17 protein-coding genes and 1 tRNA gene are annotated in these 15,659 nt (G+C 60.3%); 1 reads left to right on the top strand and 17 read right to left on the bottom strand.

What is annotated here, in order from left to right:
- Nucleotides 1-20 precede the first annotated feature (20 nt).
- The 16 genes from dxr to nadD all read right to left on the bottom strand — a co-directional run bounded on the left by dxr (nucleotide 21) and on the right by nadD (nucleotide 13,166).
- Complete coding sequence (gene dxr, locus M9890_05455) at nucleotides 21-1,181, bottom strand: 1-deoxy-D-xylulose-5-phosphate reductoisomerase (protein MCO5176407.1); 1,161 nt, start codon at nucleotides 1,179-1,181, stop codon at nucleotides 21-23.
- Nucleotides 1,178-2,047, bottom strand: a complete 870-nt coding sequence (locus M9890_05450) for a phosphatidate cytidylyltransferase (protein MCO5176406.1) — start codon at nucleotides 2,045-2,047, stop codon at nucleotides 1,178-1,180. Before M9890_05450 ends, dxr begins: the two co-directional genes overlap by 4 nt.
- A gap of 7 nt (nucleotides 2,048-2,054) precedes the next feature.
- The gene (uppS, locus tag M9890_05445; protein MCO5176405.1) at nucleotides 2,055-2,801 is read right to left on the bottom strand and encodes a polyprenyl diphosphate synthase; all 747 of its coding nucleotides are present in this window, start codon (nucleotides 2,799-2,801) and stop codon (nucleotides 2,055-2,057) included.
- 21 nt (nucleotides 2,802-2,822) lie between these two features.
- Nucleotides 2,823-3,380, bottom strand: a complete 558-nt coding sequence (gene frr, locus M9890_05440; protein MCO5176404.1) for a ribosome recycling factor — start codon at nucleotides 3,378-3,380, stop codon at nucleotides 2,823-2,825.
- 40 nt (nucleotides 3,381-3,420) lie between these two features.
- Nucleotides 3,421-4,176, bottom strand: coding sequence for a UMP kinase (pyrH, locus tag M9890_05435; GenBank protein ID MCO5176403.1), 756 nt, complete (start codon nucleotides 4,174-4,176; stop codon nucleotides 3,421-3,423).
- Nucleotides 4,176-4,733, bottom strand: a complete 558-nt coding sequence (gene tsf, locus M9890_05430) for a translation elongation factor Ts (GenBank protein MCO5176402.1) — start codon at nucleotides 4,731-4,733, stop codon at nucleotides 4,176-4,178. The genes pyrH and tsf overlap by 1 nt, the downstream gene beginning before the upstream one ends.
- Nucleotides 4,734-4,842: 109 nt before the next feature.
- A complete protein-coding gene (rpsB, locus tag M9890_05425) occupies nucleotides 4,843-5,658 on the bottom strand; it encodes a 30S ribosomal protein S2 (GenBank protein MCO5176401.1) in 816 nt (271 codons plus the stop codon).
- Between the two features lie 201 nt (nucleotides 5,659-5,859).
- Entirely contained in the window at nucleotides 5,860-6,300 is a 441-nt protein-coding gene (locus M9890_05420; GenBank protein MCO5176400.1) for an SH3 domain-containing protein, read from the bottom strand.
- 8 nt (nucleotides 6,301-6,308) lie between these two features.
- Nucleotides 6,309-6,755 carry a hypothetical protein gene (locus M9890_05415; protein MCO5176399.1) on the bottom strand — a complete coding sequence of 149 codons (447 nt, stop codon included), beginning with the start codon at nucleotides 6,753-6,755 and terminating at the stop codon, nucleotides 6,309-6,311.
- A gap of 162 nt (nucleotides 6,756-6,917) precedes the next feature.
- Nucleotides 6,918-7,490, bottom strand: coding sequence for a polymer-forming cytoskeletal protein (locus tag M9890_05410; GenBank protein ID MCO5176398.1), 573 nt, complete (start codon nucleotides 7,488-7,490; stop codon nucleotides 6,918-6,920).
- A 34-nt stretch (nucleotides 7,491-7,524) separates the two neighbouring features.
- Nucleotides 7,525-8,058: a polymer-forming cytoskeletal protein gene (locus M9890_05405; GenBank protein MCO5176397.1), complete on the bottom strand. Its 534-nt coding sequence runs from the start codon at nucleotides 8,056-8,058 to the stop codon at nucleotides 7,525-7,527.
- 357 nt (nucleotides 8,059-8,415) lie between these two features.
- A tRNA-Arg gene (locus M9890_05400) sits at nucleotides 8,416-8,491 on the bottom strand.
- A gap of 99 nt (nucleotides 8,492-8,590) precedes the next feature.
- On the bottom strand, nucleotides 8,591-9,958 hold the full coding sequence (locus tag M9890_05395) for an NAD(P)/FAD-dependent oxidoreductase (protein MCO5176396.1): 1,368 nt from the start codon (nucleotides 9,956-9,958) through the stop codon (nucleotides 8,591-8,593).
- A 4-nt stretch (nucleotides 9,959-9,962) separates the two neighbouring features.
- Entirely contained in the window at nucleotides 9,963-10,898 is a 936-nt protein-coding gene (gene secF / locus M9890_05390) for a protein translocase subunit SecF (protein ID MCO5176395.1), read from the bottom strand.
- A 28-nt stretch (nucleotides 10,899-10,926) separates the two neighbouring features.
- Nucleotides 10,927-12,354 carry a protein translocase subunit SecD gene (gene secD, locus M9890_05385; protein MCO5176394.1) on the bottom strand — a complete coding sequence of 476 codons (1,428 nt, stop codon included), beginning with the start codon at nucleotides 12,352-12,354 and terminating at the stop codon, nucleotides 10,927-10,929.
- Between the two features lie 131 nt (nucleotides 12,355-12,485).
- Nucleotides 12,486-13,166 carry a nicotinate-nucleotide adenylyltransferase gene (nadD, locus tag M9890_05380; GenBank protein MCO5176393.1) on the bottom strand — a complete coding sequence of 227 codons (681 nt, stop codon included), beginning with the start codon at nucleotides 13,164-13,166 and terminating at the stop codon, nucleotides 12,486-12,488.
- Between the two features lie 183 nt (nucleotides 13,167-13,349).
- Between nadD and M9890_05375 the strand changes: the two genes are divergently transcribed.
- Complete coding sequence (locus tag M9890_05375; protein MCO5176392.1) at nucleotides 13,350-14,084, top strand: hypothetical protein; 735 nt, start codon at nucleotides 13,350-13,352, stop codon at nucleotides 14,082-14,084.
- On the opposite strand, the gene M9890_05370 is transcribed toward M9890_05375, so the two are convergent.
- The coding region (locus tag M9890_05370; protein MCO5176391.1) for a DNA gyrase subunit A at nucleotides 14,081-15,659 on the bottom strand (1,579 nt) is incomplete at its 5' end. The two genes, M9890_05375 and M9890_05370, sit on opposite strands and share 4 nt — an antisense overlap.

Genomic DNA, 15,659 nt, shown 5'->3' with positions numbered 1-15,659 from the left:
AATTGCCAGAACCACTGTGCTCATCGGCTGGCTGTAATTCGCTGCGCGGCGGCGGTGGCAGTTGCTGTTGCTTCTGCGTCGGCGTGCTCCACTGCTTCCAGAGTCAGTGCCCCAATCGCAGGCTGGTGGGCGTCCAACGCGTGCTGTACGACCGCTGCGATATCCATGAAGCCAATTGAGCCCTCAAGGAACGCATCAACAGCTACAGAGTCCGCAGCTGACAGAACAGTTGGAAAGGTAGATCCGGCTCGGCCCGCTTCATAGGCGAGTCGAAGCAGGGGAAACACAGTCAGGTCGGGCGGCTCGAAGTCGAGCTGGGACAACTGCATCACATCAAGCATCTCGGTTGGCGCAGACGCGCGCTCGGGCCAGGTGAGCGCGTACTGGATCGGCAGTCGCATGTCATGGGAACCAAGCTGCGCGATAATCGAACCATCAATAAACTGTACGAGCGAGTGAACGAGCGACTGCGGGTGGACGACGACGTCGATGCGATCGTATGGCATGTCGAAGAGCCAATGTGCCTCGATGACTTCCAAACCCTTGTTCATCAACGTGGCAGAATCAATAGTGATCTTGCGGCCCATTGACCAGTTCGGATGCTTCAAAGCATCTTCCACCGACACCTGAGCGAGAAACGTGCAATCCCGGTTTCGGAATGGTCCGCCTGAGGCTGTCAGGATCAGGCGGCGTGCGTGCTCGACGCGGCGAATATCCCCGCCGAGACACTGCCACAATGCGGAGTGCTCACTGTCGACTGGACGTAACGCCCCCGGATACCGACGCGCCACCGGCATTACGATCTCCCCAGCTGCGACGATCGTCTCCTTATTTGCGAGCGCAACGACCTTGCCTGCTTCAAGCGCAGCGATGGTTGGTTTGATGGCGGCGTGGCCAGTCGTCGCGACGACGAGGATGTCGACATCCTCAAGCGTTGCGATCGTGGACAATGCATCGCCGGTGATGCGCGTCGCACCCGGCACATCAATGTCGCCATGCTCTAAGGCAATGTAGCGCGCAGAGTGCGTACGCGCTTGTTCGCGTAACGTGGCTGCGTTTTGTGATGTTGCGAGGGCGACGACACGGAAGCGATCTGGATGCGTTGCAATGACATCCAGCGTGCTCCGGCCTATCGAACCGGTGGACCCGAGGATCGCAACTCTTTGCGGAATATCACTCACGACCACCCCAGCCAGCCGACAAACAGCGCTGCGTAAAAAGTCAACGGGACGGTAACCAAAAGGGCGTCAATGCGATCGAGGACGCCACCGTGGCCGGGAATGACCGAGCCCATGTCTTTGATGCCGATCTGCCGTTTGATCAGCGACTCACACAGGTCACCGGTCATCGCGCCAAATGCGACGAGCATGCCCAGGACGAGCATGACGATCGCCGATGCGGGCACACCAAATGCCCAACCGGCGATGAGGCCAGTGAGCGCACCGCCGACAAGTCCGGCGATCGCGCCTTCGCGCGTTTTGCCCGGGCTGATGTGCGGGATCAGCTTCTCTCGGCCCCAGGTTCGACCGATGAGGTAGGCAAAGACATCGGTCATCCAGGTCGTCACCAGGACGAACAGAAGCCAGGCAAGACCCAGCGCGGCACGACCGTCACCGATCAATGCATCTGCCTGACGTACCCAATCCATGTCCACGGTACCGTGGATTCGGCGAATGAGGATGAAGTGCATCAGGGTGAATCCGATATACATCACACCGCTCAGGCTGAACGACCAGTCAATGAGCGCGCCGTTGATGTCCTTCTTGGTCAGATGCTGGGCCAGCGCGAGCAAGGTGTACGCACACATCGCGCCGGTGAGTGCCCTGAACGGCGCGTCGGTTCCTGCGATGATGATGAGGGCGATAATGGCGATCGTGCCGGTCCAGGTAGAGGGTCGGGCACCCACACGCTGATAGGCGCGATAGAGCTCGTAGAGCGCACCAATGGCGATCATACCGACGACGATCGAGAAGACGGGGCTGCCCAGAATCGCCGGGATAATGGCGACGAGGACGACGCCGATGGACGATATTGCGCGCTGACGCATGACTGCCTCAGACCCGCGCCGGCTGTGCCGGCTGAGAGTCGGTCAGGCCACCAAAGCGGCGATCGCGCTGCCCGTATTCGACCACGGCATCATCAAGATCGTCGGGGCCGAAATCGGGCCACAGGACCGGACTGAAGACGTACTCGGCATATGCAGCCTGCCAGATCAGGAAGTTACTCGTCCGGAATTCTCCAGACGTCCGAACAATGAGATCTGGATTCGGCATGCCTGCCGTAAACAGATGTGCGTTGATGACTTCTTCGGTGATCTCTTCGGCCGGAATACCGTCGTTCACAATCGCCTGGATAGCGCTCACGATTTCAGCGCGTCCGCCGTAATTGAAGGCAAGCGTGAGCGTAATGCGCTGGTTGTCACGCGTAAGCTCGATCGCGTTGTGAATCGAAGCACACAGGCTGGGTGACAGTCCATTGAGGCTGCCGATGTGCTGCAACCTCGCCCCTTGTCTGTGCAGTTCGGCAGTCTCGCTCTCGATTGCATGCGCGAGGATGTTCAGGATGCCGTCGACCTCTTCACGCGGTCGACGCCAATTCTCAGTTGAGAATGCCCAGAGAGTGAGATAACCGATGCCAAGCTCAGCGGCGCGGGTCGTGATCCGGCGGATGTTCTCAGTACCGGCCTCGTGCCCGGCGATGCGTGGGAGTCCACGCTGTTTTGCCCAGCGGCCATTGCCGTCCATAATGATCCCGACATGCTCGGGGATAGGTTTGGCGACTGGCTCCGCGCCATCGTGCATCGTGCGTGCCCCTGTCGGCGGCTAAACCTCGAGGACTTCAGCCTCTTTGGCTTGACCGATCTGATCCGCGTCGTCGGTGAATCGCTTGGTCAACTGGTCGATGTCAGTTGCGGCTCGTCGCTCGTCGTCTTCGCCGATTTCCTTGTCCTTCAGAAGGGACTTCAAACTATCGACAGCGTCGCGGCGAACGTTGCGAATGGCAATCTTGCTCTCCTCGACCTTGCCGCGCACGACCTTTACGAGCGACTTGCGGCGCTCCTCGGTCAGGCTGGGGATATTCAGACGAATGACTGCACCGTCATTGTTGGGTGTCAGACCGAGATCCGACTTCTGAATTGCGCGCTCGATATCCCCCATGGCTCCGCGATCCCACGGCTGAATGACGAGCATGCGTGCCTCCGGAGCGGAGACGCCGGCGATCTGATTGAGTGGCGTTGGGGTGCCGTAGTAATCGACCATGAGGCGTTCAACGAGCGCAGGTGCCGCTCGGCCCGTTCGAATCCCGGACAGCTCGCGATGCAACGCGTCGATCGCACCAACCATTCGATGTTCGGCATCGGCCTTAATCTCAGGAATCATATCGCCCCCTCACTGACACCGAACGGATCGTCCGGCACGCTCAGTTCATCGCCTTCTGTTCGTGCGAGCAGATGAGTGTGCCAACCGATTCGCCTTGTGCTGCTCGCTGGATGTTACCATCCTCCTGAATATTAAAGACGATGATCGGCAAATTGTTATCCCGACACAGCGCCACCGCTGAACCATCCATCACCCGTAGGTTGCGTTCGAGGACGTCCTGATATGACAGCACGTCGTAGCGCACTGCCGTGGGATCCGTGCGCGGATCAGCAGTGTAGACACCGTCGGTGCCGTTCTTCGCCATGAGGATCGCTTCGGCACCGAGTTCGGCCGCACGCAGAGCGGCGGCAGTATCGGTGGTGAAGAACGGGTTGCCCGTGCCGCCGGCCAGGATGACAACACGGCCTTTTTCCATGTGCCGGATCGCTCGCCGTCGGATAAATGGCTCGGCGATCTGATGCATCTCTATCGCCGTTTGAACACGCGTCGGCGTCCCCTGATGTTCGAGGGCATCTTGTAACGCCAGCGCGTTCTGAATCGTCGCGAGCATGCCCATGTAATCGGCGGTTGCGCGATCCATGCCGGTCGTGCTGGCTTCGAGCCCGCGCCAGATGTTGCCGCCGCCGATGACGATGGCGATTTCAGTGCCGGTGTCGTGAACATCACGGATGTGGCGAGCGAGGCTCGACACGACCGCTGGGTCGATGCCGTAGCCTCGATCACCTTCGAGAGCTTCACCGGAGAGCTTAAGGACGATGCGCGTGTATCGCTTCCGCTCGCACGAATCGCCCGACATTATGCGTCGGCCGCATCACTGTCGCCGGCCGTTTCGCCGAGCTCGAAGCGTGCAAAACGGCGGATGACGATGTTCTCGCCAATCTTGGCGATGGCATCCTGCACCAGATCGTTGACCGTGCGTCGCGGCTCGCGAATGGATGGCTGCGACAGCAGGACCCTGGCCTCAACGAAGTGCTTCTCGTCGCCGAACTCGGTAATTCCGGCTGCGCGGTCGTCAGCCGAAACGTCTGAGTCCGAGACCCAGGCAGGGCTGGCAGCTGCGATCTGCATCGCGACTTCCTTCGCCAACTGCTTGAAGTCGTCCGTTCGAGCAACGAAGTCGGTTTCGCAATTGATCTCAACCATCGCGCCGATGCGGCCGCCGTGGATGTAGGTCTCAATCAGACCCTGGCGAGCATCGCGACCGGCCTTCTTGCTGGCCTTCGCAGCGCCCTGATCGCGAAGAATGGCGGCTGCCTTGTCAAGATCGCCGCCGGCTTCTTCGAGCGCACGCTTGCACTCCATGATGCCCGCGCCGGTGCGCTCTCGAAGTTCCTTTACGAGTGCAGTGGACATTCAGTTCCCCTCATTTCAGATGAATGGCGCGAGTTACGCCCTCGGCTTCATGGGACGGCCCGTGCTGGTGTCGCTCACCAGTCACGGGCCGTCGCGCAAAATCGTCTAGTTATCGGCGTCGCGGCCGACGGGACTGCGCATCGCGATCGGACTGCTCACCCGCGTTGTCCGGGTAGCCGTAATCGGCGGCCGATCCACGAGCTTCCTCTTCGTCCGCTGCTGCAATCTCGAGGCGTGTTCGGCCTTCTATGATCGCGTCTGACAGCTTTGAGAGGACCAGCCGCACCGAGCGGATTGCGTCGTCGTTCGCGGGGATCACGAAGTCGATCGGATCCGGATCGCAGTTGGTATCGACCATCGCGATGATGGGGATGCCCAGTCGACTGGCTTCCTTGATCGCCAGCTCTTCGCGGCGCGGGTCAACGACAACGATAGCTGCCGGGCGCTGCGTCAGCTCCTTGAGTCCGCCGAGCGTGCGCTGCAGCTTCTCAAGCTCCTGCTCTTTCGACTGCGCTTCCTGCTTCGGAAGAGACTCGAAGTCGCCGCCCAACGACTGGCGCTCCAGGTTGCGCAGGTACTGCAAGCGGGAGCGGATCGTCACGAAGTTGGTGAGCGTTCCGCCCAGCCAACGGCGATTGACGAAGAACATTCCGCAGCGGCTGGCTTCCTGCTCAACCGTCGCCTGTGCCTGCTTCTTGGTGCCAACGAAGACGATCTTTCCGCCACGAGCGGCGAGGTCAGACAGGAACTCCTGCGCCTCAGCCAGGAGCTTGGCGGTCTGATGCAGATCAATGACGTGGATGCCATTGCGCTCGCCGAAGATATAGGGGCGCATCTTCGGGTTCCAGCGCTTGGTCTGGTGACCGAAGTGCACTCCCGCTTCGAGGAGCTGCTTCATCGTGACCTGGGTTTCTTCGGGAGACATTGTGGCTGTCATCCGACCTCCTGGTGTTTGATCCTCCGCGCGCCTCAACTCGGCCACCCGATCGGCATATGCCGCAACACCAGGCGTCGATCCGCGCACGTGCGAATTAGTCCGGCGCGTGCCGAACCATCCGACATTGTAGCACAACGGGCGCTGAATTCAGCGCCCGTTGGAGTCAAACTGCTTGAGTTGTGGGCAAGGCTATTGTGCCTGAAGATAGTCCTGCACGAGCCAGCCGGTGCCGGAATCGGACTCAACCTGCCACCACGTATAGCCCTCGGCATCAAGCGGCCCGTCGAGAATCGTCAGGCTCGTGCCATCAAGAAGCACGTCGATGATGTCGGACTCGGTCGATGGTTCCGCTCGGAAGTTGACGCCGGTTCCACCTGAATTTGCGACGACCGCAGAACCGCCGATGGCGAGCTCGCCACCTGTTTCCGGCGGATTGTCTGTGCCCGGCACTTCGGTGGATGCCCCGGCTGGCGGCGTCGTCACAATGATCGGCGGCTGCCCGGTGCCAGTCTCGACCGTCATCGTTGGCGAAGCTGTGATCGCCGGTAGCGTTGAAACGGCTGTGCTCTCCCCGACCGTGTTGGTGTCGTTGTCGTCGCCCCAGAATGCCTGGGCCCAGAACCAGAACAACGCCAGGATCAGGATGACGCCCAGAATCGGCGCGCCGATTCGCAGGTAATCGGTCCAGTAGCGCTCTTCGGGATAGTAGCCCAGATCGCGTCCGCCAGAAGGTGGCGGCTCTCGTCCATTTCGTCATCCATCGGTGGATAGTCGTCGTCTGGGTCGTTGCTGTAGCCCGATGAGCCGGAGACGCTGTAGATCGGCTGTCCGCCGCGCGTTGAAATGATCCGATTGGCATCCGCCTGATCAGCAAAGACAGGGCGCAGCGGGATGAACGGTCGAATCTGACCGGTTGCGTCGGCCGGTTCCCAGTAGTTGCCCATGCCGCGCTCACAGTCGAGGTCATCTTCAAAGACGAGGTGGTTTTGTTGCGGTGCGTATAGGACCGGATTACGGCACCACCCTCTGCGCCAGATCGGCGCCGGCTCGTAGTGCTTGCAGGTGCTGCACTTGCGTCCGGTCATTCCGCCCCCCATCACCGGCTGGCTCGAAGCCACAACACAATGGTCGGAACCGCATGAATCGAGCACCTGCGGCGCAGCAGTTCTGCGCGCGCCGACAGATCTTTAACTCGATACACCGGCCGGTGACGAGTATAGCACGGTCGATTTCGTCAGTTGCGGAATTTAGTTTTCGTCGTCTGTTCCGTCGTCCTCGATTTCACCTTCTTCACCGCCCGGTAGGTCGTCCTCGCCTGAGGCAGACGTTGCGCTGGGGGAGGAGAAGCTCCGCAGGTAGGAGAACGAAGAAGATGCACTGGAGTCGATGCCTGATGTTTCTGACTCGAGTGCGCTGGTCGCGCCGGACGCGTCAGCAGATGCTTCGGCTGGCGCAGCCATGTCGAGCCGACCCTCCAGCACAGCGCCCTCGTGGATTACTAGACGATGCGTGTTCACGCCAGCGCGAATCACGCCGGTCGGTCGAATCTCGAGGCGTCCTGCACAGGCAATTGAGCCTTCAAGCAGCCCTTCGACGATCGCGTCAGTTGCGGTGACATCGGCATTGATCTCTGCTCCGGGGGCGACGTAGAGAACGCCGTCGCAGCGCAGCACGCCCGACACGCGCCCCTCAACGCGCAAGTCATGTTCGGTCTCCAGCGTGCCGTCGACCGACGTGTGGCGATCAACCAGTGAACGGCTTCCATTGAGTGACTGAGATGCCGCAAGGTCGGTCGATCCAGCTGATCCGCGAATGCTCATCGGTGGATACTCCTTCGATCGTGTCCTGCCTGCGTCATTCCGTCGCTTCCGAGAGCTGCATCTTCATTTCGCCTTCAACAGATGCACCCTCATGCACGATCAGCGTCGGCGACTGTACATCCCCGGAGATGATCCCGGTCGGCAGCACTTCCAGTCGGCCGAGGCAATCGATGGTTCCCAGCACCGTACCGGCAACGACAATCGTGCGCGCGCGAAGCATGGCTTTCACCGTCGCGCCTTCGGCAACATAGATCTCATCTGCCGCCGTCAGCTCCCCTTCGATCGAACCGAAGATCTGAACGGAGCCGTCTGACGAGAGAGTGCCCGACCAGCTGGAGTTGGCAGCCACGACGCCAGTCGCTGAATCCGCCATCCGCGGCGGTTGGTGCGGCTGGCTCATCGCAGGCGCAGGTGAGGCAATTCGAGGCGAAGAGTCGCTGGGCAGCGGATACGCCTCGGCGTCATCTTCAATCTCGTCGCCTTCGTCCTGGTCGGATCCAAGCTGCTGGCGCAAGGTCGATATCTGCCGTTGGAATGAATCTGCGCGACTCTCTTTGCGGAATACCATTGTCTGCCTCCCTCAGATTGAGGTGAACGCGACGACCACGACAGTGTCGTGAAAGAGACTGATCGATTGTCTGCTCACGAGAGTGGCACTCAGATCCTCCAACGCACCATCCTCCCGCAGTCGAGTATAAAGTGTACGTACACCTCTGTCCAGATTTGTCAGGAAGTCAAGGACGACACGAAATTCGGCACTTGACGTGACTCGGATAAATTGACTTGCCAAGTACCCGTCAGTAGTTGGAATCACGTACGGGTCGCGTTGGTAATTCAGCAGGAGGAGCGGACGTCAGTGCGACACGAGCTGCGTGGCGCAAGCGTTGTAGCGAGGTGACACGCACCCGACATGACGCGAGGAAAGTGGTACGCCCGACAGGATTCGAACCTGTGGCCTCTTGCTCCGGAGGCAAGCGCTCTATCCACTGAGCTACGGGCGCGAGATGGCGCGCACGGGTGCGGAGCCAGCATGGATTGTAGCATCTGCGAACCATCCTGAACCGCGCCGGTCGCGCTGATCTGGGATGATCGGCCCTGGTCTAGGAACGTTGGTTTGTAAGATCGTCGGCAACAAGAGTTGCCACCCGATTGCCCAGATCGACGGCGTAGTTCGTGCCTCGATCTTCCGGGTAGATCTGCGACATATTGGCGACATACAGTCCGTCGATCGGTGTTCGCAGTGCCGGCACCTTACTGGAGTAGTCCAGGGTGATGACCGGCTGCGCTGCGCGAGCGCGGAACACCCACATCTCTTTGACCCAGGATTCGTCGAACGCCGGATTGATGAGCCGAAGCTTTGGCAGTAACTCGGATCGAATCTCTTCGTCTGACATCTGGATGAATGGGTGGTCCCAGTCCAGATACTTCCCGAGATAGACAAGATGCGTGTTGCCATAGACGGCCGGGTCGATGAGGTTTGTGTGCTCGATGATCCCGGTAAACGGCAGTCGCTCGTCGCCGATGTTCAACCAGTAGGTGTCCGAGAGCTTGCGGTCTAGCCGCAGCAAAACGACCAGCGCCCCCTGATACGTCATCGAGGTCATCTGCGACCGATAGGGCTCCGGCAGATCCGGCACGAGCTTGAGGACAAGCGGGGACGGGATTGTCGCGACGGTGATGTCCGCTTCATGCGACGCGCAGTCTGTGCCGGTGAGGGTAAAACGTGCCGGCCCGTTGTCATTGATCTGCAAGTTGGAGATGCCAACGCCTGAGCGGATGTCGACCCCCAACTCCCGGCAGCGCTCGGCCAGGCGGTCGATCAGGACGTTGAAGCTGCCGTCGATATACCCCAGTTGCTCACGCGCCAGCAGTCCTGGCCGTGACTGCGTCCGCAAAAACACCTTGTTCCAGAACCAGACCATCGAGACTTCGGTCGCGCGCGGCCCCCACTTGGCTCGCAGCTGTGCGCCCCAGACGCGGTCGAACGCGCGCTGCCCGACGGCTTTGCGCAGCCACTCCCAGGCTGTCACCTTCTCGAAGCGCTTCCAGCGTCCGCTTGCTTCGGTGATGCGCTGCAGGTACAGCGTCGTGAATCCGATGCGCAGCCGGTCGATCATCGGGATGAATGAGAGCCGGAGGAGATCGGTTGCCGAGGTCAGCGAATAGATCTTGCCGTCGTAGAAGAATCCAACGTTTGAATCGATCCAGCGCAGATGGTCACCGATGCCAAGCTCGTTGATGAGCTCGGTGATCGCCGCATCGCTCATAAACAGGTGGTGATAGAACTTTTCGATTGGCGCGCCGTTTTCGAGCGGGAAGGCGGCGGCCAGACCGCCGAGCTTCGTGTCCTGCTCCCAGAGCGTGACCTGGTGCCCTTGTTTAGCCAGTCGATAGGCTGCAGTTAGCCCGGCGATGCCGCCGCCGATGACGGCAACGCGCTGCGGGGTCGGCGATCCGTCCGTCGTCATTCGATCAGGCGGTACGCGCGCGGGAGTCGGACGGCTTCCGCCAGAACGTGAAGAAGCGCTGAATCTCGCCGTTGCGCCACGACACAAGCAACTGGCTGGCGTTGAAGATCGACGAGTAGGTACCTGCCGCGACGCCGATGAGCAGCGCAAACACGAACCAGCGCGTCGATTCACCACCAAAGAGATAGAGCGCTGCGAGCGTCAGGATGACGGTGAGCGAGGTGTTCAGGGATCGCACAACTGTTTGCGCGACGCTGAAGTTCACAGTCTCTTCGTAGGTCGGCGCAATGCGTCGGTCCAGGTTTTCGCGGATACGGTCGAAGACGACGATCGTATCGTGGACGGAGAAGCCCATGACGGTCAGGACTGCTGTGACAAATAGCGCGTCGATCTCTACGTCTGCGACCCAGCCGAGGATCGAGAACACGCCAAGGACGAACAGAACGTCGTGAAGCATGGCGACGATTGCAAACGCGCCGTAGAGGACAGGACGCTCGGTATTGCGGAACGCCCAGGCGATATACAACAGCACGCCGATCGAGGCGAGAATGACTGCCATGATAGCGCGGTTACGAATCTGATTACCGACGGTAGGCCCAACGGTCTCGATCTGCAGTTCGGTGAACTCGCCGAACTGGCTGCGGAACTCGTCTTCGATCTCGGCCTTCACCGGGGAGCCCTCTTTCAGCTCCTTCATCCGAATCAGGATCGAATTGTCTTCCGAGGTTTGAACAACAGAGTCGTTGAATCCCTGGCCTGCGAGAATAGTTCTCACTTGCTGCGAATCCACCGGCTGGTTGAACTGCAACTCCCAGGAGGTGCCGCCGGTGAAGTCGATCCCGAGGCTCAATCCATGGACAAACAACGCGATGATTCCGGGCAGGAGCAGGATCGCCGAGACGGCGTACCAGATGTGGCGCTTACCAACGATGTCGATCATGTCGTTGCGATTCCCGTCCTCTTGGTAACTACTCGGTGGCGCTCGCTGGAACGCCCTGCCCGTGGTCGACGCCCAGCCACCAGCGATCATTGATTGGGCGAATCGTCAACAGGATTCGCAGCATGTTGCGAGTGACGACAATCGCCGTGAACATCGAGATGACAACGCCGATGAAGAGCGTCAGCGCGAAACCCTGGATGATGCTGGCACCGGTGTAGCGCCCGAACCAGAACAGGATGGCGCAGGTAATCATCGTCGATACGTTCGAGTCGCGGATCGACGGCCAGGCATGGTCAAATCCGGCCTCAATGGCTGCCGGGATTGGTCGACCAAGGCGTAACTCATCCTTCAGTCTGGCGAAGATCAGGACGTTCGCATCGACGGCCATGCCGATCGACAGAATGAATCCGGCGATGCCGGCCAAAGTCAGCGTTACCGGAATCAGCTTGAACAGCGCGAAGACGATTGCGGTGTAGATGAACAGCGCTGCGACGGACAGAAGACCCGGCAGGCGGTAGTACAGGATCATCATCAGCGCGACGAGCCCGAGGCCAACTGCGCCGGCGAGGATCGACTTGTCGATCGAGTCCTGACCGAGCGACGGCCCGACTGTTCGGCTCTGGACAACTTCGAGCGGAACCGACAGAGCACCGGACTTCAGCTGCAGGACCAGATTCGTCACTTCTGTGGCTGACAGCCCGTTGATGACGCCTTCGTTAGAAATTGCATCCTGGATGGTCGCGGTATTGATGACGGTCTTATCGACGACGATCGACATCGGCTGGCCGATGTGCGTGCTGGTGAACTCGTAGAACTTGTCGGCGGCGTCTGACTTGAGGCGGAAGCCGACGACGAGCGAACCGACGCTATCCTGGGTCGGGAACGCATCTTCCAGGTCGGAACCCGAGACGATCGTCGTGAAGACTGGCCCCGTTACTTCTGGAGTTGATTCAGCGCCAGGTGTGGCTTCTGCCGTTGCATCTGCGGTGGCGTCCGGGCTGGCTTCGGCAGTGCCGGGTGTCGCGCTCGAATCCGGCTGCGTCGCATTACCGAGCGTCGTGTTGACCTTGGTGCCAACAGCGAGTGACTGGCCCTGCGTATCAATGATCTCGAGGAGAGCGGTCTGCTTCAGCAAATCAACTGCCTGCTGCGGATCGGTGACGCCTGGTAGCTCGACGACAATCTGATTGCTACCGCGAGTCTGAATAAGCGGCTCAGAAACACCGAGGCCGCCGACGCGGCGCTCAATCGTGTCACGCGTGCCAACGAGCTCGTCGCGACCAACTGAACCACCGTCCGGAGGTCGAGCCTCAAGCACAACCTGCAAGCCACCCTGCAAGTCGAGCCCCTGATGAACATAAATATTGTCCTTGGCTCCGGCGATGTTGAGCCAGTCGGATGGGATGGCGATCCAGGTCGAGACGAGGGTGATGATGAGGATCAACGCGATTGTCAATTTGGAATGCGCGCGCAATGAATTACACCCCTTGCCGGTGGCAGCACCGGATATATTCGGCACGAACCGCGCCTGGTCCAACAATTTTCATCATGCCGACCGATGAGTGTACGCGTGGCGTTCGTATCGTGTCAACGTGACTGCGATTCACCCGAGTCGGCCTCTCGATAGAGTCGGTGCGATTCGATGTAGTCGGCGACAGTCGGCAGGACTTGAAACCTGTACGGCCCGTCTGCTCGCACGTTTGCGCGAATCTCCGTTGCCGATACGCCAATTAACGGAATCGGTATCATCTCGATTCGGTTACGCGCTTCCGGAACGCGCTGTTCGATCGCTTCAACATCGACATCAACCGCCGGCCGCAATGCAACGCCAAGACGGGCGAGTTCAGCAATACGTCCGGGTTGATACCAGGTCGGAAAATCACGCAAAGAATCCTGCCCCATCAGGAAATACATCTCAACGTCATCACCAAGCTGGTCTTTGATCAGCTTGAGTGAATCAGCCGTGTACGACCAACCCGGTCGATCGAGATCAATCGTATTGATCTCAAAATGCGCATCATCTCCGACCGCCAATTGCAGCATCGCCAGGCGATGAGCTCCCGAAGAAATCACGCGTCCGGGCTTATGCGGTGGGGCACCAGCCGGCAGGAAGATGACTCGATTAAGGCCGAGTCGAAAGCGCATGATCTCGGCACTGATGAGATGTCCGACGTGAATCGGGTCGAACGTCCCACCGTAAATACCAACACGAGTGTCGCGAGTCAGCTTCGGCCTCCGTCGGTCCTTACACCCGGACCAGCGTAGCATCCATCGTCCGTACGCGGGTGGTTGTGGAAGTTATAGCACTGCCTGTTCGACGTGAGGCGGTAGAATCCGGGAATGAGACAGCAACGTTCAACTCAACCTCCGCCACGTCGCCATTTTCAGCCGCCTCGCCAGCGTCCATCACGTCCGGCGCGTGTCTGGCTTCCTGCCGACTGGCGGGCGTTGGTGCCGCCTGCTTTGTATCGCGCAATGGCGGCGGCGGTATTGCTGGCTATCCCGGCGCTGGAGCGCCAGGCGGGCGAAGGGGCGCTTGCCGCGGCCCTGGTCGCCCTTGCCGTCATGTTTGCAATCGGTTCGTATCTCGTCTACCGCTCTGAAGCACAGACTAGTTGGCCGATCCCGGCCAGTGACGCGCTCGCGATGATCGTGATCGTTCCTGTTGCGCTGGTTGCGTCGAGCATGGCGCAATCAACAGTGCAGTTCGGCGGGGGTTGGGGGCCGAATCTCGCCGCCGTCGTTGCCGCCTGTTGCGCGGGTGGGATCGTCCTTATCGGCGCAGCAGTCGCTACGTCAATGGCCGAAGTGTCGCCGGAGTCCGCGCCTCTGGCGTTCCTTGCCGGCCCGCTGATGCTCGTTGTGGTTGTGTTGGGGGCAGGTCGATTCGGTGGGCAGGATGCGGCGCTCGGTCTCTCTGCGGCGATGATGACGGCGGCATTGGCAACGACCGCGAGCGGTGTCGTCGCAGCGCACATCCGCCCGTGGGTCCCGATTATCGCGTCGCTGGTGTTCATCATCGTCGTGGCGTTGCTGGCGCGCTCAGCGGCGAACCTCTCGACGGCTGCAACGACGATCAGCCTGTTTGCCACGGCAATCGCCGCAGCGTCATTGCTGGCAGTGTCGGCGGTGGCGAGCTGGTTAGATCGTCACCGCCGCCGGCGGATACGTCCTGCAGTCGATTAGCGCTTCGCCTTTGAGGCCCGCGGGGTTCGTCCGTTCGACTTCGGACTGTCATTCGCAGATGATTCGATTTCGGCGAGTGTGTCGACGAGTGCGTCTGCTTCTTCACTCTGCTCCGAGAGTACCGTCATCGAGGCAACGTGGTCGCCGTCTCCCAACTTCATCACGGAGACGCCCTGAGTTGCTCGCCCATAGCGCGAGATTTGCGCGACGCGCATGCGGATGACGATGCCGTCGTTCGACATCAGCATGACTTCCTGTTCCGGGTTCACCATCTCGGCACTGGCAAGGCGGCCGTTGCGTGCGTTCAGCCGCATGGCCGTAACGCCCTGTCCGTTGCGGTTCTGGACGTTGAACTCGGACAACGCTGTGCGCTTGCCGAAGCCGTTCTCTGAGATCGTCAGCAGGTCGTCGTGCGCCGAAATTTCGTCAATGACAATCGCCGCCATAACGCGATCACCGGCAGCGAGCTTGATCCCACCAACGCCGCGCGTCGCACGGCCCATAGGTCGCGCATCGTTTTCGTCGAACCGGATCGCCTTGGCACGCTCAGTCACCAGAATGACGTCGTCCTTGCCGGTGGTCATCCGCACCCAGGCGAGCTCGTCATCGTCCTCCAGGACGATCGCAATCAGCCCGGTCGAACGCACCGACGAGAAGTGATTGAGCGCGGTGCGCTTCACGCGACCGTTGCGCGTGCAGAACAGCAGATACTCAGCTTCCTTGAAGTCGCGCACCGGCAGCAGCGTCGTGATCGATTCGCCCGGGTCGAGGCCGATCAGGTTGACGACCGGCATGCCCTTGGCCGTGCGTCCGGCATCGGGCAGGTCATACACCTTCAGTTGGAAGACACGACCACGATTCGTGAAGAACAGCAGCGAGTCATGGGTGTTGGCCGCGACCAGATGCTGAACGGCATCCGCTTCGCGCATCGTGACGCCTGTGACGCCGCGACCGCCGCGACGCTGCGTGCGATAGACACCATCCGGAATCCGCTTCACATAACCACGATTAGTGATGGTGACCAGCACATTCATCTCCGGGATGAGATCCTCGTCGCTGATCTCACCATCGGCATCGACGATTCGCGTTCGCCGCTCGTCGCCATACGTCTCCTTGAGGTAGGTCAGGTCGTCCTTGATGAGGCCGAGGATCTTCTCCGGATGCGCCAGCAGGTCTTCGAGCCGCGCAATCTCCTTGAGCAAGGCGTTGTACTCATCTTCGATTCGCTGGCGCTCCAGAGCCGCGAGGCGGCGGAGCTGCATGTCGAGGATGGCAGTCGCCTGCACCTCAGTCAGACTGAAATTCGTCATCAGGTTGTTGCGAGCGCTCTCGCTGGAATTCGATTCGCGGATGGTCTTGATCACTGCGTCGAGGTTATCCAGCGCGATCTTGAGACCTTCGAGGATGTGGGCACGCCGCTGCGCTCGCTCCAGCTCGAACTGTGTTCGCCGAGTAATGATCTCCTGCCGGTGCTCAATGTGCAGCTGCAACATCCGGCGCAGACCGAGCACACGCGGCTGGACGCCGTCGACAAGTGCAAGCATGTTGACGCCGAACGACGATTGCAGCGCGGTG

It is taken from the genome of Thermomicrobiales bacterium, assembly GCA_023954495.1.
GTDB lineage: Bacteria > Chloroflexota > Chloroflexia > Thermomicrobiales > CFX8 > JAMLIA01.
Note: the sequence above shows the minus strand (reverse complement) of the source record. Positions and strands in the feature narration are given on the sequence as shown.